A 17,703-nucleotide genomic window follows, 5' to 3' on the forward strand; every position below is an offset into this window, starting at 1 on the left:
AGGCCGCCCCCGCTACCGCGCTCCAGCGCCAGCCAGCACGCGGCCCTCGACCAGCGGCGGCGTTTGCCAGCGCTGCAGCTCCGGCAGCACCTCCGCTGTGAACAGGCGCATGTTGCGCTCGGCCTCGTCGTACGGCATGCCGGCGAAGGAGAAGTGGCACATCATGCCGTTCATGTCGATCACGGCGCGAATTTGCTCCAGCTTGCGCAGCACCTGGTCGGGCGTGCCCCAGGGCATCAGGTTGGCGAAGCTTTCACCCGCGCCGGCGTTGCCGTGGCGATTGATGTACTTCGTCGCGTTATTGTAGAACTCGTAGCCCTTGATCGCGGCGAAGTGGCCGGCGGTCATCTCGTAGTGCTTGATCACCGTCTGGTAGTAGCCGCCGATGTAGCGCATCGCCAGCTCGCGGGCGCGGCCGGCGTTGGCGTCGACGAAGTAGAAGCCGCCCATCAGCGGGCGCGGCGCCGGCTCGTCGCCGTTCACCTCGCGCCAAACGTGGTGGTAGATCTCGAAGTCCTTCGCCACGTCTTCCCACGGTTTCTGCGGAATCACCAGCAGCCCGACGCCTAAACGTGCCATCAACGGCATCGAATCGGGCGAGACGGCTGCGGCGTAGGTGCGGCCCTTGAACGAGCGGAAGGGCGCGGGGCGGATGTCGCGCCGCGGCTGCTTCAGATACTCGCCGTCGTATTCGACATAGCCGCGTTCGAGGCCGGTGATGATCGCATCGGCATACTCGATGAAGCGCTGGCGCGACTCGTTCATGTCGGCCCGGAAGCCGCCGTACTCCACGCGCCCGAGGCCGCGCCCGACGCCGAAGATCACGCGGCCGTTGGAGAGGTTGTCGAGCATGGCGATCTCTTCGGCCACGCGGATCGGGTCGTGCCAGGGCAGCACCACGACCATCGAGCCGAGCTTGACGCGGCTGGTCTTGCCCGCCATGTAGGCGAGGAACTGCGTGACGTCGGGGCACATCGTGTAGTCGGTGAAGTGGTGCTCGACCGACCAGACCGAATCGAAGCCGAGCGGTTCGGCCAGCTCGGCCAGGCGCAGCTCCTGCTGGTAGACCTCCAGGTCCGGGAGACGGTTCTCCGGGTTCTGGAACAGCGGCGCGTAGCCGACGTGCATCGTGACTCCTCCTATGCCGAATCCGGGGCGAGAAAGCAGCTATTCGTCGCTCAGCTTGCCTTCCTGCACCAGCCAGCGGGCGAAGCCGAGCTTGTCGGTGTCCAGTGCGTCGAGCAGCGCCTGCAGCGGCGGCCGCGGCACGGGGATCGGCTCGCCGCGATCGATGCGCTCCTGGAAGTACCGCACGCGCTCCGCTTCGAGCTTCGCCATCGCCTCCACCGCGGAGTGCGCCTCCGCCGCGCAGCCGGGCAGCTCCGGATACTCGGCGCGGCGCACCCATTCGCCGTCTGGGCGCTCCACAGATTCGATCGCCAGCACGTAGGGCACCGCCAGATACTCGCGCAACTCCATCGCCTTGCCTCCGCCTGGAACAGCCGGCCGCGGGCTGCTGCCCGCAGCGTACGTCATCGGTGGACGATTGATCATGCCATCATACCGGGCGGCGTTGTCAGCGATCCCCTGCAGGGGTACAGTGGCGGCGAGTGTCGCGCCCCCAAGGGCGCGGGGAGTCGGGCGCGGTGACCGCGGCGGGTGCGGGCCTGCCGGGCGGCGCGCGACGAGCGGAGACGGATCGATGCTGTCCAAAGAAGACAACGAGCTGCTGTGCCGTGTCGGGCCGGGCACGCCGATGGGCGAGCTGCTGCGCCAGTACTGGATGCCCTTCCTGCCGTCCAGCCAGCTTTCGGCGCCCGACAGCCCGCCGAAGCGCGTGCGCCTGCTGGGCGAGAACCTCGTCGCCTTCCGCGACACCAACGGCGCTGTCGGCCTGATGCGCGAGAACTGCCCGCACCGCGGCGCCTCGCTCTTCTTCGGCCGCAACGAGGAGTGTGGCCTGCGCTGCCCCTATCACGGCTGGAAGTGGGACGTGGCGGGCCGCTGCGTGGACATGCCCAACGAGCCGGAGGAGAGCGATTTCAAGGCCAAGGTTCGCGCCGTCGCCTATCCCTGCCGCGACGTGAACGGCACGCTTTGGACCTATATGGGACCGCGCGAGGTTGCACCGCCGCTGCCCAACTTCGAGGTCAACACGCTGCCCGCGGAGCAGGTCGCCTCGCCGCTGCTGATGCTGGAAGAGTGCAACTGGGTGCAGGCGCTGGAAGGCGACATCGACTCGTCGCACATCGATTTCGTGCACGCGCGGCTGCACGAAGAGAGCAAGACGCGCGGTACCTTCCACAAGGACAAGCGACCGCGGCTGGAGGTGCTGCCCACGGCGTACGGCGCCTGCTACACCGGCCGGCGCCGCTGGCGCGACGGCGAGCAGTTCTGGCACCGGATTACGCAGTTCATCATGCCGTTCTTCACCATGATCGCCGCCAGCGATCCGAACACGGTCTCCTGCCGGGCTTGGGTGCCGTTGGACGACGACCACACCATGCAGTTCGGGATCAGCGGCCGCCTGGATCGCCCCTTCACCGACGAAGAGCGGAAGCGGTTTACCAATCCCTTCGGCGGCTGGGGCGGCTACGTCGAGGAGACGAGCGACCCGTTCAGCCGCTACTACACGAAGGCCAACCTGCATAACGACTTCAACCTCGACTACGAGATGCAGAAGAACGAGCTGGTGATCGGCATCCCCTTTCTCGGCAACCTGCAGGACCGGGCGATGACCGAGACGATGGGCACGATCTACGACCGCACGCAGGAGCACCTGGGCACGACCGACGCGATGGTGATCTTCGTGCGACGGCAGCTGATCAACGCGGCGCGTGCGCTGCGCGAGCAGGGCTCCCTGCCCGAGAACGTGGACGATCCCAACCTGTGCCGGGTGCGGTCGGCCTCCGTGCTGCTGCAGGAGGGCGAGAGCTGGGTAGCGGCCACAGAAGAGGCGCGCCGGTCGGACGCCGGCGTGCCGATCTCGTGGGTGCCGTTCCTGCAGTAGCGGGCCGGACCGGAAGCGGGTTAGCGCGGATTGGCTCAGCCGACCTCTTTGCGCAGGCGGCCGTGCAGCGTGGACAATGCTTCGCCAAGCTGCTCGCCACGGCGGGCTCCTGCACGGAAGAGGACGGTGGCGTTGACCGTGGCCCAGTCGAAACCGTCGGCTACGGCCCTGCCCGCGGCCGCGACGATGCCGTCGAACAGGGCTTCGAGGCCGCTGGCGGCGGCTTCGCCCTGGCGTGGCGGGGCGCTGAGCTGCGCTTGAAAACCGAGCGCATCCGGGTCGCGCCCGGCCTGCTCTGCGGCCTGCTTGACCGCTCTGAGCTGGGCAGCGCCGGCTCCGGCGTTGGCCAGCCAGCCATCGCCCAGCCGCCCCGCACGGCGCAGCGCGACTGGCGAGGTGCCGCCGAGCCAGATCGGCGGGCCGCCGGGCCGCGGCGGCTTCGGCTCCATCGCCATCGCCTCGACCCGGTACTGCGCGCCGTCGAAGCTCACCTCGCGTTGCTGCCAACAGGCCCGCAGCAGCGCCACGGCCTCGTCCATCGCCTTGCCGCGGCGGCGGAAGTCCGCGCCCAGCGCCTCATACTCCGATTCCTGCCAGCCGCTGCCCACGCCCAGGCGCACGCGGCCGCCGGAGAGCGTGTCCAGCGTGCTTACCTGCTTCGCCACCAGCACCGGCTGCCGTTGCGGCAGCACCAGCACTTCGGTGCCCAGCCCAATCTGCTCTGTCGCGGCGGCGACGAAGGAGAGCGCCATCAGCGCCTCGAGGATCGGCATGTCTGCCGGGTAGCGCAGGCCGGGCCGGCTCTCGCTCGGCCAGGGCATGATGACGTGATCGAACATGTCCAGCTGGTTATAGCCGGCACGCTCGATCGCCTGCGCCAGCCCCGTGACGCCTTTCGCTCCTTCGCGGTAGATCACGCTGGGAAACTCAACCGCCAGCTTCATGCCTCGGCTCCTGCGCTGTCTGCTGTCTGCATGGTCATGCTACCTGCTCGTGCGGCTTCGTGCTGAACGACTCGTCCGCGCGGTAGCCTTTCACCGGGTTGTTGCGTATTGTCAGGGCTGCAAGGTCAGAGACGCAGGCGGTTCGCACAGAACGCCGCGCGGGCCGATTTGGAGGCGGTGATGGCAGCAACACCACTGGAAGGCAAAACAGCGGTGATCGTGGGCGGCAGCCGCGGCATCGGCCGCGACGTGGCCGTGGCGCTGGCCGAGGCGGGCGCGAACGTGGTCGTCTCCGCTCGCACCGAGACGGTGACCGATCCCCGCCTGCCCGGCACCATTTACACCGTGGCGAAGGAGATCGAGGCGCGCGGCCGCCGCGCGCTGCCCGTCAAGGCGGACGTGACCAAGGACGATGAGCTCGAGGCGCTGATGCAGCGCACGATGGACACCTTCGGCCGGCTCGATATCCTTTTCAATAACGCCGCGATCTTGATTCCGGGAACGATTCGCAGCGTGCAGCCGCGCCACCTCGACCTGATGTGGCGCGTGGACCTGCGCGGCCTGCTGATGGCGATCCGCTTCGCGTTGGATCCGATGGCCAAGTCCGGCGGCGGTCACATCATCAACGTCTCGTCGCGGGCGGGCGTCTTCCCGGGTCCCGGTCCCTATAACGCCGAGCAGCGCGCCCGCCGTGGCGGCTCGTTCTACGGCATGGTCAAGGCCGGGCTGGAGCGGTTCTCGCAGTCGCTGGCCATGGAGGTCGCGGACGAAAACATCGCCGTCAACGTGCTCTCGCCGACTGGCCGCATCCGCACGCCGGGCAACATCTTCGCGCAGAACGACAAGGAGAACCCCAACCTGGACTTCGAAGAGGCCGTGGCGATGGGCAAGGCGACGGTCTGGATCGCGCAGCAAGACCCGCAGAAGTTCACAGGCAACCTGCTCTTTGACAACGACGTGTGCAAGGAGCACGGACTGTAGGGCGTGGGCCTCATCCCCCAGCCCCTTCCCCCAGTATTGGGGGAAGGGGAGATCGCTGTACGAAGCGGTCGAGGCTCAAGGCGGGGTTCCCAAGTCGGCGCTCGGCGGCGCATGGCGTGCGCCCTGAGCGTCAGCGCGTGCCCATCAGCTTCACGGGCGGCGCAGGCCGGGGGTGGGACGCCGCGGTCGCCGGCGGCTGCTGGAGAAAAGCGCGTATAGCGGCACAAACACCACGCCGCAGCCGACGGCACAGGCGACGACGACCAGCGATCCGATGCAGACCGTGCCAAGCACGACGCCCCGCGAGCCGAGCTGCAATGAGCGGCGCAGCGCCCGGCGTGAGATTCGTTGCGGCGTCCCCCGCGAGGTGATCGTCGCCAGCGCCAGCAACGGCGATGCGAAGACCAGGGTGAGCAGCGAAACGGCGAGCACGACCGCGGCGCCCGGCGTCGCCACCGCGTAGAGCGCCAGCTCGCGGGCATTCTGCGGCAGCGGGCGCGGCAGGCGCCGGCGCGGCGGAGTCTGCGGCAACGGCGCGGCTGAGACTGCCACAGCCGGCGCCGCAAGATCCCGAGCTTCCTGCGGCGCCGGCGCGGCAGTCACCCGGCGCTGCTCGCGCTCGGCCTGGCGGGCCTGCTGCCGCGCCTGGCGCCAGTCGTGCTTCGCCTGCTTCCACTCGGCTCTTGTTGGCGCCGTGGCCGGGGACTGGTCCGCACTGGCCGGCGCAGCCTGCTGGCTGGAAGCGGACGCCTTCCCCGATGGCGCAGCTGCTTGCGGCGGAGCGGAGGCGGCGGCCGGCGATCGCGCGCCCGAGCCGCTGCCCCCGGCGTCCGCGGGCGTGCGCGCGGCGCGCAGCTCGGCCGCGAACGCCGCCATCGTCTGCGGCCGTTCGTCCATGCGCACGGCGAGCGCATGCACCACCGCATCGCTGAGCGCCGGCGAGACATCGGGATTCAGCGCATGCGGCGCTGCCAGCGTGTCGTTCACCGCCCGGTCCGCGGCCGAAAGCGGCATCTGGCCGCAGAGCAGGTGATAAAGCGTCGCGGCAAGCGCGTAGATGTCCGATGCGGGTCCGAAGCGGCCGGCGCTGCCCCATTGCTCCAGCGGCGCGTAGCCCGGCGTGCCGATCGCCGTCATCATGCTGGTGCGCTGATGGCGGTCAAAGCTGCGCGCGGCGCCGAAGTCGATCAGCACCGCCTCGTCTTTGGCCGTGATCATGATGTTGCCGGGTTTCACGTCGCGGTGCAGGAGCTGCTTCTCGTGCACCGCCGCCAGTGCGTCGGCGCAGGCGAGCACGTACCGCAGCGCCTGCGCCGGCGGCAACGGCCCGCCGCGCTCGCGCAGGACATCCACCAGCGTGCGGCCGGCGAGGTACTCCATCACCATGTAGGCCGTGTCGTGCTCGGCGAAGACCTCGTGCACGGCGACGATGCCCGGCCGCTGGAACTGGGCCAGGATGCGCGCCTCGCGCATGAAGTGGCCGCGCTCTTGCTCGAAGCCGTCGCGGCCGAGCGAGGGCGGCGGCAGGATCGTCCGCCCGTGCCGCACGGAGCCTTCGGGAAAGAACTCCTTGATGGCGACGATGCGGCCGAGCCGCTGATCGACGGCGCGGTAGGTCGTGCCGAAACAGCCGCGGCCGAGCATCGGCCCAAGATAGTAGCGGCCAGACGAAAGCATCGTGCCTTCGGCCAGAACCTGCGACGTTGGCGTCAACGCCGCCTCAGCAGTCTGGGCCGCTGCCGCCGGGGAGAGAGGCGCGGGCGGCGTCGCCAGGTAGCCCTGCACCGCCTGCTGAGTCTTCGTGGCAAGGTAGTTGACGAGAGCCGCCGCCGCGGCCGAGCGCAGTCCGGCGCTGGCGCGCCCCGTCGGTGGCGTGCCCGGCGTGGGTGCCGCGCGCCCTGGCGTTTGCGGGGTGTTGGGTGCCTCGGTCGCTCCGCCGGCTCCCCGTGACACGAAGACCGTGCCGCAGGCGGGGCAGCGGGAGGCTCCCGGCGGTGTGAAACGGCGGCACGAGGGACAGTTCATGGATCAATTGTACCGTGGATCGGGCCGCGGCAGAGAGCCCATTCGGCGGAGCGCGGCTCAGGCGAAAAATTCGGCAACGGCGCAGGAGAAGCCGGGCAGCACCGGCTCCGCATCGATTGTCTCCTCCTCCGTATAGACGCGGGGGTGCGCCAATTCTCGATAGGCGACGACATGCCGCGACAGTGGGTAGACGACCCAGACGAGGCGCACGCCCGCCGCCAGCCATTGCGCCACCTTCTGCTGGATCCGACCCGCCCGATCACCGGGCGAAACAACTTCAACGACCAGGTCCGGGGCTATCTCCGGGTACCCAGGGATCGATCGATCAGGCGGAAGACGTGCGCTGCTGATAAAGGCGACATCGGGGCCACGCACGGTGTCCGGATCGCGCTTGAGGATGATGCCGGGATCCCCGACCGCGACCTGTCCCAGTCGGTTGGCTCGAACGTACACGGCGATCAGGAGACCAACAGTAGATGTGGTATGGCCGTGCTCCCAGCCAGGCGGGGGTGTCATCTCCTGCAGCTCTCCCTCGATTAGCTCAACGTAGGCATCACAATCGTCCATCTCGAAAAGTTCTTCGGCCGTTATCGGCTTCTTTGTCGTGGCCATCGGGCTGCCGCTCCCTCTCTGGTCCGTTCAGTGTAGTCGAAAGGCGCGCGGCTCTGTGCCGCTCCGCGCTCCGCGGCTACACTGTTGTTTGCGTACCGTCAAACTTTCGCCCGCGCTGCCGGGGCAGGAGAACGAGCATCATGGAGTTCACCTTCACGCCGCAGGAGCTGGCCTTCCGCGGTGAGGTTCGCGCCTTTCTCGACCACGAGTTGCCCGCCGACTGGGAGGGCACCGGCGACTTCGAGGAGGAATTCGGCGTTGACGAGGCGGAGGCGCTGGTCGCGGCCCTTCAGAGGAAGCTGGCCGATCGCAAGTGGCTGGCGATGGCCTGGCCGGCTGAGTACGGCGGGCGCGACGCCAGCATCATGCAGCAGGTGATCTACAACGAGGAGATGGCCTACCGCCGGGCGCCGGTGAACTTCAGCATGGGCGTCGCCTGGGTCGGGCCGGCGCTGATGATCTACGGCACCGACGAGCAGAAGCGCCGCTACCTGCCGCCAATCACCCGCGCCGAAGAGGTCTGGTGCACGCTCTACTCCGAGCCGGGCGCCGGCTCCGACCTGGCGGCGATGCAGACGCGCGCCACCCGCGACGGCGACGAGTACGTGATCAACGGTCAGAAGATCTGGACGACCGGCGCCCACCGCTCGGATCTGGGCTGGCTGGCGGCGCGCACTGACCCGGACGCGCCCAAGCACAAGGGCATCAGCATGTTCCTGCTGGACATGAAGACGCCCGGTGTCACCGTGCGGCCGCTGATCAACATGGCGAACAGCCACGGCTTCAACGAAGTCTTCTTCGACAACGTGCGCGTGCCGGCCGCCAACCTCGTGGGGACGGAGAACCGCGGCTGGTACCAGCTCGCCGTCTCGCTCGACTTCGAGCGCAGCAGCATCGCCGGCGCGGCCGGGGCGCAGCGCACGCTGGAAGACCTGCTGGCCTACGCTCGCGAACCGCGCGCCGCCGCTTCGGCCGCACTGCGCCACCGCCTGGCGGAGATGCAGATCGAGATCGAGGTCTGCCGCAACCTCTCCTATCGCGTGGCCGGCATGCAGGCGAAGGGCATGGTGCCCAACTACGAGGCCTCGCTGGTCAAGATCTTCAGCACGGAGATGAGCCAGCGGCTGGCGCGCACCGGCATCGATCTGCTCGGCCTATACGGCCAGGTCGAGCGCGGCTCGAAGGGCGCGCGGCTGAAGGGCCGCATGGAGCGCGCCTACCTTCAGGCGGTTTCGGCCACGATCGCCGGCGGCACCAGCGAGGTGAACCGTTCGGTGGTCGCGACGCGCGGGCTGGGTCTGCCGCGCGGATAGCGAGTGAGGATCCTCAGCCGGCGACTTCGCGCACGAGCCGCTCGAACAGCGCGGGTTGCTCCATCGGCCCGGTGTGCGTGGCGTTCGCCAGCACGCGCAGCTCGCAGCGCGGGAACATCGTGCGCAGGGCGGCGCCGGGGTCGCGGCCGTCGCTCTGTCGCCCACTCCGGTCGCCGTAGACGGCCAGCAGGGGCAGAGCAGGGGCGGACACCCCGCGCCAGGCGTCGAAGCCGAAGGTTGCCTCGAACAGCCGCGACACGGCGAGCGGCGGCACACAGGGGCCGGCGGAGCCGTCCTCCCGCGTCTGCGTGCCGTAGGTGAGAAACGCCGCGAAGTAGTCTTCGCGCCAGTCTTTAAACGCGCTCTGCGCGCGGTAGTGCGCGGCCAGCGCCGTGCGGCTGGGAAAGGACTCGCGACGGCGCAGCGCCCGCGCCGCCATCTCGGCCATGCGCGGCGGCTCGGGTACCGCGGCGGGCTTGCCATCCGCGCCTGCGCTCACCGGCATCGTCGGCTCGTAGACGAGGGCCGCGTGGCAGCGCTCGCCCGATGCGGCCGCGGCGAGCAGCGAGACGCCGCCGCCGCGTGAGTGGCCGACGAAGACGATGTCTTGCAGCTCAAGCGCGTCCACCAGGCCGAGCAGGTCGTCGCGCAGGCTGCCCCAGTCGTAGCCGCGTTCCGGCTGCTCCGACCAGCCGTGGCCGGGGAGATCCCAGGCGACAACGGTGAACCGCGCACCGGACAGCGAGGCGATCAGGGGCGCCCAAACGCCGCCGCAGTGGCTGTTGCCGTGCGTGAGCACGATCGCCCGCGGGCCAGCGCCGGCACGCAGGTAGTGCAGGCGCACGCCGTTGACGTGCACGAAGTCGCTCTTCATCTCGCTCACGTTCGCCCCGGGGGCACAGCCGCCCGCAGCGCAGCGTAGCGCGAACGGTTCCCCGGTGTCGCGCTCGGCGAGCCGGCTCAAGCGAAGGCGGCGAACAGCTCTTCGAACGCCTTCATCTGGCCGCCCTGCGTGGAGGACGGTACCAGGATCGGCGTGTTGACGCCGGCGGCGTACCACGTTTCGAGTCCCTCGCGCACTTCGGCCGTGCTGCCGAACAGCGTCACGTCGCGCAGCCAGCGCTCGCTCATCAGTCCCGGCAACTTTTCGCGCTCGCCCGCGGTGATCGCCCGGCGAATCGCCTTCATCTCGTCGGCGTATCCCGCTTCGATCCAGTAGTTCTGGTAGTTAGGCAGCGAGACATACAACGTCAGCGTGCGGCGCATCAGGCGCGCCGCCGCCTCGCGGTCTTCGGAGACGCAGGTCGGGATCATGTTGCCGATCATGAACTCCGGGTCGGCGCGCTTCTCCGTCGGCAGGTGCTGCAGCGAGGCGGCCATGTGCGAGCGGGCGGCGTTGGCCCAGACGGCGCCCTGGCCGATCTCGCCCGCCAGCTCGACCATCCGTTGCCGCAGCGTGGCCAGCACCAGCGGCGGCAGCGGACCGCTCTGCGGCTCGCCCTCGCGCAGCTTCGCTGCGAAGGCACGGATATCCGAAAGCGGCTTGCCAGTGCTCACGCCGAGGTGCTCGTTGGTGGGGCCGTGGCTCACGCCGATGCCGAAGCGGAAGCGACCGCCGCTGAGCTCGTGGATCAGCGCCACGCTGCCGGCGTAGTCATACGGATGACGGGCGTAGATGTTGGCGATCGCCGTGCCGAAGCTGATGCGCCGGGTGCACAGCGCGAGCGCCTCGCAGAGGCCGACGCCGTCGGAGAGGCTGGGCGCGTAAATCCCGCTGAAGCCGCGTGCTTCGATCTCCTGCGCGAGTTCCAGCGTGCGGGCGCGGCGGCCGGCCACGGCCACCACGCTGAGGGCGGGCATTTGCGGCATGGACAGGGTGCTCCTGCGGGACATGGTTGCACGACTGGCGATTGACTGGTGAACGTTGATGCAGCCGGCCAACAGGTGAGAAGGCGCCAGCCTCGACAGCGTAGCCGGTCGTTAGGCGTCGCTGAAGAGGGAGGCGTGCGCGGAGTCTACGGGGCTGCCGCAGATCGTGCAGGGCGCATTAGAGGGCGAGCCTTTGCAGTCCTTGCACTCGATCCAGCCGCACAGCCGGCAGACTACGCCGAGATAGATGGGTTGCAGCATGCTGCCCGGCGGCGGCCGGCGCAGCTCAAGCATGCGGCTGCAGGCGCCGCACCGCGGGCTGGGTGGATCGGCGGGCCCGCCTTCGGCGCAGTTGGGAGATGAGCGCGCCCGATCGGCGGCGCCGAGGCGCCGGCGCAGCCGTTGCCAGAGCGACGAGCTAGCGCCGCCGCTGCGCAACGGGTTGCGTCAGCGCAATCGGCTGGCGATCTTCATCGAGCAGGAGATTGGTTTCCGCCGGGAAGGCCCGCTGCCAGGCCCGAAGCAAGGTGACTGCGTCCTGAGGCGAGTTGACTTCGACTTCGGCGCTCGGGAAGACAGGAGACTCCCGATAGCGCACCACGGTCAAACTCATCGAGGAACGCCTCCCGCGGTTTGTGAACTTCGGCACTACGCTACTGAGCGAACGGCAAGCCCGCAAGGCGGCAGCATCGCGGTTCTCTGCAAAGGCGTTGTTATTCAATCGCTTAGCGACGGTTTCACTACTCGTTCTGGCAATGGTCTTGCAAGATCGGCTCAGGCGGCTGCCATCGTGCGGTCGAAGCGCGGCGCGACTTCGCGTGCTAAACGCTCAAGTTGATCGAGGAGATGTTCGGGCGGGCAGACGGGGCGCAGCACGAACTTGCTCGCGCCGGCCTCCAGGTAGGCGGCAATGCGGCGGGCACAGTCCTCTGGCGTGCCGAAGGCGCTGACCTGTTCTGCCGATGCGTCGGGGCGGACGCGGCGTAGGAACGGCGCGGCCAGCTCGTTCGCTGCTTCACGGCTGCGGGCCACGCAGGTGGATAGGAGTACGCCGTAGTGGTCCTCGTCGATTGCGCGATTGGCGGCGGCGGCCTGGCGGCGAATTGCCGCGGCGCCCTCGGCGAATTCGTCGGTGGTGATGAACGAGGCGAGCCAGCCGTCGCCGCTGCGGCCGACGCGGCGGAAGGCGGCCTCGCTGCGCCCGCCGAACCAGATCGGCAGCGACTTCTGCACCGGCCGCGGCGTGATCGTTACGTCGCTGGCGTGGTAGTAACGGCCGTGGTGCGTGACGTGCTCTTCGCTCCAGAGGCGGCGCATCAGCCCCACGGCCTCGTCGGTGCGGCCGGCGCGCTCCTCCCTGGCGACGCCGGCCGCTTCGTACTCGCGCACGTCCTCCGTGCCGATGCCGAAGGCCGGCAGCATACGGCCGTTGGAGAGGAAGTCGATCGTGGCGATCTCTTTGGCCAGGACCACGGGGTTGCGCAACGGCAGCACCACCACGCTCATGCCGAACTTCATGTTGCGCGTGCGGCCCGCCACGGCCGCCAGGCCGGTGATCGGCTCCAGGATCGGCGCCGTCGAGACGAGCCGGTCGCTCAACCAGAGCGAATCAAAGCCGAGCGCCTCGGCGCGATCGATGAACTCCCAGAAGCGGCTGCTCTCGGCCTCACCGAACGGCCAGCCGCCGACTGCAAGGCCTACGCGCACGCTCATGGATCCTCCCGCTGGCGCCGTCGCGCCCGTGATCTGAACTGAGACCACCGTGGCGTGATTGTACCCGTTCAGGGCTCGGAGTCGGCACGGGTGCGACGGCGTTCCAGCGCCAGGCGACGGTTGGCCTCGGCCAGCAGGTCTTCGACCCGGCCGCAGTCCGGGGTGTAGCCCGCGACGCCGCCCGCCAGAACCCAGCTCGTGTCGCCCGCGGGCCAGTGACTCAGCGCGACGGCACGCAGGCGCTCGCGCACATGCTGTGCGTTCTCGACTTCCGTGTCGGAGAGGATGACGCCGAACATCGTCTCGCTCAGCCGGGCGGTGAAGTCGGCGTCGCGCAGGTTGGCGCTGAGCACGGCGCCGATGAAGCGCAGCAGACGCTCCTGCGCCGCGACGCGGTCGCCGCCGTGCGTCTCGCCCGCCACGTTCACTTCGATGAGCAGCACGGAGAGGGGATGGCCGTAGCGCTGCGTACGCGCGACACAGAAGCGCAGCAGCGCCTCGAACAGCCGGTAGTTGCCGAGGCCGGTGAGCGGATCGCGCAGGGCAGCGGCCGTTGCGGCGTCGCGTGCACGGGTAAGGTCGCGCTCGGCCTCCCGCATGCGGCCGTGGGCGCGCAGGGCGGCCAGCCAGCCGCCGGCAGCGAAGGTGGCAAGCGCCGCGACCAGCAGCGTGGCCACCGCCGCACTCATACCAACAAACGTCTCGGCGGCAAACGTTGCCGCGGCGATCGCCAGGCCGGCGCAGGCGCCGCCGGCCAGGATGAGCAGCCGAAGCCTGAAGACGCGAGCCATGCGATTCACCGGGCTGGGATCGAGCTGGGATCGGAGCGCACGGCGGGGCTCCACGAAGCCAGCTAGGCTTCTTGACGTAGTGTACACCCGCCGCGCGCTCTTCCGCATGACGCGCTTGGGACGATTCCAGCGCGGACGCCGTCTGCACAGGCGATCGGCGTGTGCCGACACCACGGCCGGCTGAGCCGTCGGCCGGCACGGAACGCTTACGGTTGCTCCGCGCCGCTGGCTTGCGCGCCAATGAGCAGGTGAGGCCATGCCCGCGGGTCCGCCTGAGCGCCGGCGCGCGCGGCGCCGCGCTACTTCTATCGCTTGTGCTGCTCGCGTCGAGTGCCGCGGGCGCGGGCAGGGCAAACGCGCACGCCGTGCTCCTGCGCTCGTCGCCCGCGCAGAACGCCCACCTGCAAAGCGCACCGACGTCGGTTCAGCTCTTCTTCAGCGAGGCGCTCGACCGCCACGGCAGCAGCATTCGCCTGCTGGGCAACACCGGTGCGCCGGTGGCCGGCGGCGCCGGCTTTGCGAGCGATCCAAGCGAGATGGACCTCTCGCTGCCGGCGCTGCAGCCGGGCTTCTTCGTCGTCGCCTGGACCACCGTCTCCGCCGTCGACGGGCACCGGCTGCAAGGCTCGTTCCCCTTCGTGCTGCTGAACCCCGATGGCAGCACACCGAGCGGCGCCATCGCTGCTTTGAGCGCGCCTGCGCTCGATCCGGGGCCGCCGCCGTTCGATAGCGCCCTGCGCGCCCTGCTGCTGCTGGCATTGATGGGAATGACGGGCGGGGGCGCGCTGGCGCTGTTTGCGCTCCTGCCGGCGGCGAACGATGCGGCAGGCAGCGATCGGCCCGGAGAGGGCGCTGAAGCGCCTGCCCTGCGCCGGGCGGCCCGCCTCAGCCTCTGGAGCGGCGCGCTGGTGGCGCTGGCGAGCGCGGCGGCGCTGCTGCGCCAGGCCACCCAGCTCGGCGGCCTGGCGCGGTTCGGGGACGCGGTGCAGTCGCGTGTGGGCTGGCTGGCGCTGTTGCGCATCGTCGCGGCGCTGGTTGTTCTGCTCGTCGCGCGATCATTGCTCCTTCGTCCTCGCTCCGTACCGCGCCCTCGCCTGCGCTGGTGGCTTGTCTGGCTGCCGGCGCTGGCGGCGCAGCTGACGATGTCACTGGCCAGCCACGGCGCGGCGCGTGACGGCGCCGGTTGGGCGGCGCCGGCCGACTTCGTGCATCTGCTGGCGGCCTCGCTGTGGATCGGCTCGCTCGTGCAGCTTCCCTGGCTGCTGCACGACCTGCGGCGCAACTCCGCTCCGGCAACGCGAGCGTTCATGGCGGCGGCGCTCGATCGCTTCTCTTCGCTGGCCGCGCTCAGCGTCGGCGCGCTGATTCTCACCGGCCTGTTCAACGCCACGGTCGAGGTCGCCTCACCGCGCAACCTCGGTAGCACGAGCTACGGCAACACGTTGATCATCAAGTTGGTGCTGGCGGCGCTGCTTTTTGCCGTGGCGCTCGTGAACGCCGCCTGGCTGGCGCCGCGCCTGCGCCAAACGCTCGGCGGCGGCAAATCCGGCGCTGCCGCCCGGACATTGCGCCGGACCGCGGCGCTGGAAGCCGCGCTCGGCGTGGCGGTCGTCTGCGTCACCGCTGCCCTGGTTTGGCTGGTGCCCGCGCGCGACGCTGCGGCGGGTAAGCTCGCGCGGCTCCAGCCCGGAGCGAGCGCCAGCTCGGTCTACCGCAACACTGCGCCCGCGGGTGACCTCACCGCGGCGCTGTCCGTATCGCCGAACCGCCCGGGAGAGAACGCGTTGCGGGTACAGTTGACCGGCCCGGATGTGGCCGGCATCAGCCGGGTGCAGTTTCGCTTCCAGCCGCCCGACACGCAGCTTGGACCTTCGTCTGCCTACGCGCAAGCGCAGGGCGGCGGTGTGTACTCGGCGTCCGTCGCGAACCTGAGCACGTTCGGCCGCTGGCAAATTACCGTGAACGTGCGGCGCGGCGGCCACGACGACGTGAACGGCGCCTTCACGGTGGAAGTGCCGAACGTTGCGGGCCTCGCGCTCGCGTCGCCGGCCGGCAACCGCGATCTCTGGACCTTTCCCGGCCGCGGCATCAGCGCCGACCAGGCACTCGGCTTCGTTCTCGTGTTTGCTGGTGTCGTGCTTTACCGCGCGCGGCGCTCGCTGGCACGGTACGGCAGGGGAATCGGCCTGGCGGGTACGTCGCTCGCCGCGCTGTCGTTCGTGGGCGGCGCGATGCTCTTCTTCGCGGTGCATAGCCACGGCACAACCGGCACGGCGCCGGTTTTGACCAACCCGGTCCCGGGCGACGAGCGCTCGCTGCGTTCGGGCGCCGCGCTCTATGCCGCAAACTGCGCCGTCTGTCACGGCGTCAGCGGCCACGGCGACGGGCCCCAGGCGGCGTCGCTGAACCCGAAGCCTTTCGACCTGACTGTGCACGCGGGCCTGCATCCGGATTACCAGCTCTTCGATTGGATCAGCAACGGCATCGCCGGCACCGCAATGCCGGCGTGGAAAAGCCAGCTCGACAAGCGGCAGCGCTGGGACCTGGTGAACTACCTGCGCACGCTGTCCACCAACTGAGCCGCGACGGAAGGTACCGCTCGCGCTGCCGAACGCCTGAACGCCGAACGGGTCCGGCTTCCCGCGGGAAGCCGGACCCGTCGTGCACGAGAGGTGACCGTTCGCGACTACGTGGGGATGTTCAGGTACTGGCCGGCGTAGATCAGGTTCGGGTTGGGGTTCGTGCCTGCATTGGCCAGCCACAGCAGCGGCCAGAGGTTGCCGTCGCCGTAATAGCGCTGCGCCAAACCCCACAGCGTGTCGCCCGGCTTCACGTAGTAGTAACCGGAGACCTCCTCGCTGGAGGCGCTCTGCGACCTGGCCCAGTTCACCAGCTCTTGCAGCCGGCTCTGGCTGACCTCGTGCCCGCTGAGCTGCGTCTCCGTCAGCTCGTAGACTTTGCCGTCGCTGGACATGACAAGTTGGCCCTGCACACCATCCGCCACGATGTCGCTCCTTCTCGCGTTGTCATTGCGCTTGTGTTGCGAAGATCATCATACAGGCCGAAGTCAAGCGTGTGCGCGCTTTCTTGGGCGCGAACAACGGCAGTTCATGGCGTCGGTTGTGACCGCGATTCATACCTGAACGGATGCAGCAGTCGGCTATCGCCACCTGACACGCCGGCCGCGATCGCCGCTGGGTAACCGAACCGATGGCGAGGCCGGTTCGCTCAGCGCGGCAGGCCGAGGCCGCGCGTGGCGATGATGTTGCGCTGGATCTCGTTGGAACCGCTGTAGATCGTCGGCGCCACGTTCCAGAGGTAGCCCTGCTCGACGCGGCCCAGCAGCGGCGCCCATTTCGACTCGGGTGCGAGCTGGCCATAGCCGCGCAGCAGGTTCAGGGCGACATTGTAGAGGCGCTGCATCATCTCCGTCGCGTAGACCTTGACCATGCTCGCCTCGTAGCTGGGATGCAGCCCGCTCTGCTGCATCCAGGCAACACGGTAGCTCATCAGGCGCGCGACCTCGATTTCGATCACCAGTTCGGCCAGCCTGTGGCGCGTGATCGCTTCGACGACCCCCTGCGCCCGCGCGAACGCGGTCAGGTCCTCGATCGTGCGCCGGCCCGAGGCGGAAACGCCGACCGACGAGCGCTCGAAGTCGAGCAGCGTCATCGCCACGTACCAGCCGTTGTTCTCCTCGCCGACCAGGTTGCGGCGCGGAATGCGCACGTCCTCGAAGTAGACCTCGTTGAACTCGTGCTTGCCGGGCAGATTGATCAGTGGGCGCACGGTGATGCCGGGCGTCTTCATGTCGGCCAGCAGGAAGCTGATGCCCTTATGCTTGGGCGCCTCCGGATCGGTGCGGGCGACCAGAAAGATCCAGTCGGAGACGTGGGCGCCGCTGGTCCAGATCTTCTGGCCGTTGACGACATAGTCATCGCCGTCGCGCACGGCGCGCGTCTGCAAGGCGGCGAGATCCGAGCCGGCGCCGGGCTCCGAGTAGCCCTGGCACCAGCAGACCTCGCCGCTGGTGATGCCGCGCAGGTGTTCGCGCTTCTGCTCCTCGCTGCCGTGCACGATCAGCGTCGGGCCGATCATGCCGACGCCGAAGACGCGCTGGCCGTTGGGCGCCCGGTGATAGGCCAGCTCGTCGGAGAAGATCATCTGCTCGATGTGGCTGGCGCCGAGACCGCCGTACGCCTTCGGCCAGGCCGGCGCAATCCAGCCCTTCTGTGCGAGTTGCTTGTTAAAGGCGCGCTGCCGATCGAAGTGCTCGGTGGAGATGTCGCTTGCCTCGCCCGTCCAGTCCGGCCCCAGCGCCTGCGGCAGCCAGGCGCGCAACTCGGCACGCAGCGCCTCTTCCTTGTCGGTGAAAGTGAAGTCCATCGGGACGCTCCCTTCACGCTAGGGTCCAGGGTGTAGGGTTTAGGGTCTAGATCGGCACA

The 17,703-nt window shown here is 69.2% G+C and carries 17 protein-coding genes; 4 read left to right on the forward strand and 13 right to left on the reverse strand.

What is annotated here, in order from left to right:
• Positions 1–12: 12 nt before the first annotated feature.
• Entirely contained in the window at positions 13–1,128 is a 1,116-nt protein-coding gene (locus VKV26_07705) for an LLM class flavin-dependent oxidoreductase (GenBank protein ID HLZ69780.1), read from the reverse strand.
• A 39-nt stretch (positions 1,129–1,167) separates the two neighbouring features.
• On the reverse strand, positions 1,168–1,479 hold the full coding sequence (locus VKV26_07710; GenBank protein HLZ69781.1) for a hypothetical protein: 312 nt from the start codon (positions 1,477–1,479) through the stop codon (positions 1,168–1,170).
• 223 nt (positions 1,480–1,702) lie between these two features.
• On the opposite strand from VKV26_07710, the gene VKV26_07715 reads away from it, so the two are divergent.
• The gene (locus VKV26_07715) at positions 1,703–3,010 is read left to right on the forward strand and encodes a Rieske 2Fe-2S domain-containing protein (protein HLZ69782.1); all 1,308 of its coding nucleotides are present in this window, start codon (positions 1,703–1,705) and stop codon (positions 3,008–3,010) included.
• Between the two features lie 35 nt (positions 3,011–3,045).
• Here VKV26_07715 and VKV26_07720 read toward each other — a convergent pair whose 3' ends face one another.
• Positions 3,046–3,954 (reverse strand): TIGR03619 family F420-dependent LLM class oxidoreductase, encoded by a 909-nt coding sequence (locus VKV26_07720; protein ID HLZ69783.1) that lies wholly within the window; start codon positions 3,952–3,954, stop codon positions 3,046–3,048.
• 180 nt (positions 3,955–4,134) lie between these two features.
• Here VKV26_07720 and VKV26_07725 point away from each other — a divergent pair, with 180 nt between their 5' ends.
• Complete coding sequence (locus VKV26_07725; protein HLZ69784.1) at positions 4,135–4,935, forward strand: SDR family NAD(P)-dependent oxidoreductase; 801 nt, start codon at positions 4,135–4,137, stop codon at positions 4,933–4,935.
• 150 nt (positions 4,936–5,085) lie between these two features.
• Here the strand turns inward: VKV26_07725 and VKV26_07730 are convergent, their stop codons facing one another.
• Together VKV26_07730 and VKV26_07735 are read right to left on the reverse strand one after the other, a co-directional pair.
• Positions 5,086–6,648: a serine/threonine-protein kinase gene (locus tag VKV26_07730; GenBank protein HLZ69785.1), complete on the reverse strand. Its 1,563-nt coding sequence runs from the start codon at positions 6,646–6,648 to the stop codon at positions 5,086–5,088.
• A gap of 369 nt (positions 6,649–7,017) precedes the next feature.
• Positions 7,018–7,572 (reverse strand): Uma2 family endonuclease, encoded by a 555-nt coding sequence (locus tag VKV26_07735; protein ID HLZ69786.1) that lies wholly within the window; start codon positions 7,570–7,572, stop codon positions 7,018–7,020.
• Between the two features lie 140 nt (positions 7,573–7,712).
• Between VKV26_07735 and VKV26_07740 the strand changes: the two genes are divergently transcribed.
• The gene (locus tag VKV26_07740; protein HLZ69787.1) at positions 7,713–8,885 is read left to right on the forward strand and encodes an acyl-CoA dehydrogenase family protein; all 1,173 of its coding nucleotides are present in this window, start codon (positions 7,713–7,715) and stop codon (positions 8,883–8,885) included.
• Between the two features lie 13 nt (positions 8,886–8,898).
• Here the strand turns inward: VKV26_07740 and VKV26_07745 are convergent, their stop codons facing one another.
• The 6 genes from VKV26_07745 to VKV26_07770 all read right to left on the reverse strand — a co-directional run bounded on the left by VKV26_07745 (position 8,899) and on the right by VKV26_07770 (position 13,258).
• Positions 8,899–9,759 carry an alpha/beta hydrolase gene (locus tag VKV26_07745; protein ID HLZ69788.1) on the reverse strand — a complete coding sequence of 287 codons (861 nt, stop codon included), beginning with the start codon at positions 9,757–9,759 and terminating at the stop codon, positions 8,899–8,901.
• 86 nt (positions 9,760–9,845) lie between these two features.
• On the reverse strand, positions 9,846–10,754 hold the full coding sequence (locus VKV26_07750; GenBank protein HLZ69789.1) for an LLM class flavin-dependent oxidoreductase: 909 nt from the start codon (positions 10,752–10,754) through the stop codon (positions 9,846–9,848).
• Positions 10,755–10,865: 111 nt separating this feature from the next.
• A complete protein-coding gene (locus tag VKV26_07755) occupies positions 10,866–11,048 on the reverse strand; it encodes a hypothetical protein (protein ID HLZ69790.1) in 183 nt (60 codons plus the stop codon).
• Positions 11,049–11,172: 124 nt separating this feature from the next.
• The gene (locus VKV26_07760; protein HLZ69791.1) at positions 11,173–11,367 is read right to left on the reverse strand and encodes a hypothetical protein; all 195 of its coding nucleotides are present in this window, start codon (positions 11,365–11,367) and stop codon (positions 11,173–11,175) included.
• Positions 11,368–11,528: 161 nt separating this feature from the next.
• Complete coding sequence (locus VKV26_07765; protein HLZ69792.1) at positions 11,529–12,467, reverse strand: LLM class flavin-dependent oxidoreductase; 939 nt, start codon at positions 12,465–12,467, stop codon at positions 11,529–11,531.
• Between the two features lie 68 nt (positions 12,468–12,535).
• The gene (locus tag VKV26_07770; GenBank protein ID HLZ69793.1) at positions 12,536–13,258 is read right to left on the reverse strand and encodes a GGDEF domain-containing protein; all 723 of its coding nucleotides are present in this window, start codon (positions 13,256–13,258) and stop codon (positions 12,536–12,538) included.
• Positions 13,259–13,623: 365 nt separating this feature from the next.
• Between VKV26_07770 and VKV26_07775 the strand changes: the two genes are divergently transcribed.
• On the forward strand, positions 13,624–15,837 hold the full coding sequence (locus VKV26_07775; GenBank protein HLZ69794.1) for a CopD family protein: 2,214 nt from the start codon (positions 13,624–13,626) through the stop codon (positions 15,835–15,837).
• 107 nt (positions 15,838–15,944) lie between these two features.
• Here the strand turns inward: VKV26_07775 and VKV26_07780 are convergent, their stop codons facing one another.
• Positions 15,945–16,262: a LysM peptidoglycan-binding domain-containing protein gene (locus tag VKV26_07780; protein HLZ69795.1), complete on the reverse strand. Its 318-nt coding sequence runs from the start codon at positions 16,260–16,262 to the stop codon at positions 15,945–15,947.
• A gap of 224 nt (positions 16,263–16,486) precedes the next feature.
• Complete coding sequence (locus VKV26_07785) at positions 16,487–17,644, reverse strand: acyl-CoA dehydrogenase family protein (protein ID HLZ69796.1); 1,158 nt, start codon at positions 17,642–17,644, stop codon at positions 16,487–16,489.
• Positions 17,645–17,703 lie beyond the last annotated feature (59 nt).

The organism is Dehalococcoidia bacterium (assembly GCA_035310145.1).
GTDB lineage: Bacteria > Chloroflexota > Dehalococcoidia > CAUJGQ01 > CAUJGQ01 > CALFMN01.

Bases quoted from the DNA above. Each gene is read 5' to 3' on its own strand.
- VKV26_07705 (HLZ69780.1), bottom strand. From the start codon at position 1,128: ATGCACGTCGGCTACGCGCCGCTGTTCCAGAACCCGGAGAACCGTCTC.
- VKV26_07710 (HLZ69781.1), bottom strand. From the start codon at position 1,479: ATGGAGTTGCGCGAGTATCTGGCGGTGCCCTACGTGCTGGCGATCGAA.
- VKV26_07715 (HLZ69782.1), top strand. From the start codon at position 1,703: ATGCTGTCCAAAGAAGACAACGAGCTGCTGTGCCGTGTCGGGCCGGGC.
- VKV26_07720 (HLZ69783.1), bottom strand. From the start codon at position 3,954: ATGAAGCTGGCGGTTGAGTTTCCCAGCGTGATCTACCGCGAAGGAGCG.
- VKV26_07725 (HLZ69784.1), top strand. From the start codon at position 4,135: ATGGCAGCAACACCACTGGAAGGCAAAACAGCGGTGATCGTGGGCGGC.
- VKV26_07735 (HLZ69786.1), bottom strand. From the start codon at position 7,572: ATGGCCACGACAAAGAAGCCGATAACGGCCGAAGAACTTTTCGAGATG.
- VKV26_07740 (HLZ69787.1), top strand. From the start codon at position 7,713: ATGGAGTTCACCTTCACGCCGCAGGAGCTGGCCTTCCGCGGTGAGGTT.
- VKV26_07745 (HLZ69788.1), bottom strand. From the start codon at position 9,759: ATGAAGAGCGACTTCGTGCACGTCAACGGCGTGCGCCTGCACTACCTG.
- VKV26_07750 (HLZ69789.1), bottom strand. From the start codon at position 10,754: ATGCCGCAAATGCCCGCCCTCAGCGTGGTGGCCGTGGCCGGCCGCCGC.
- VKV26_07755 (HLZ69790.1), bottom strand. From the start codon at position 11,048: ATGCTTGAGCTGCGCCGGCCGCCGCCGGGCAGCATGCTGCAACCCATC.
- VKV26_07760 (HLZ69791.1), bottom strand. From the start codon at position 11,367: ATGAGTTTGACCGTGGTGCGCTATCGGGAGTCTCCTGTCTTCCCGAGC.
- VKV26_07765 (HLZ69792.1), bottom strand. From the start codon at position 12,467: ATGAGCGTGCGCGTAGGCCTTGCAGTCGGCGGCTGGCCGTTCGGTGAG.
- VKV26_07770 (HLZ69793.1), bottom strand. From the start codon at position 13,258: ATGGCTCGCGTCTTCAGGCTTCGGCTGCTCATCCTGGCCGGCGGCGCC.
- VKV26_07785 (HLZ69796.1), bottom strand. From the start codon at position 17,644: ATGGACTTCACTTTCACCGACAAGGAAGAGGCGCTGCGTGCCGAGTTG.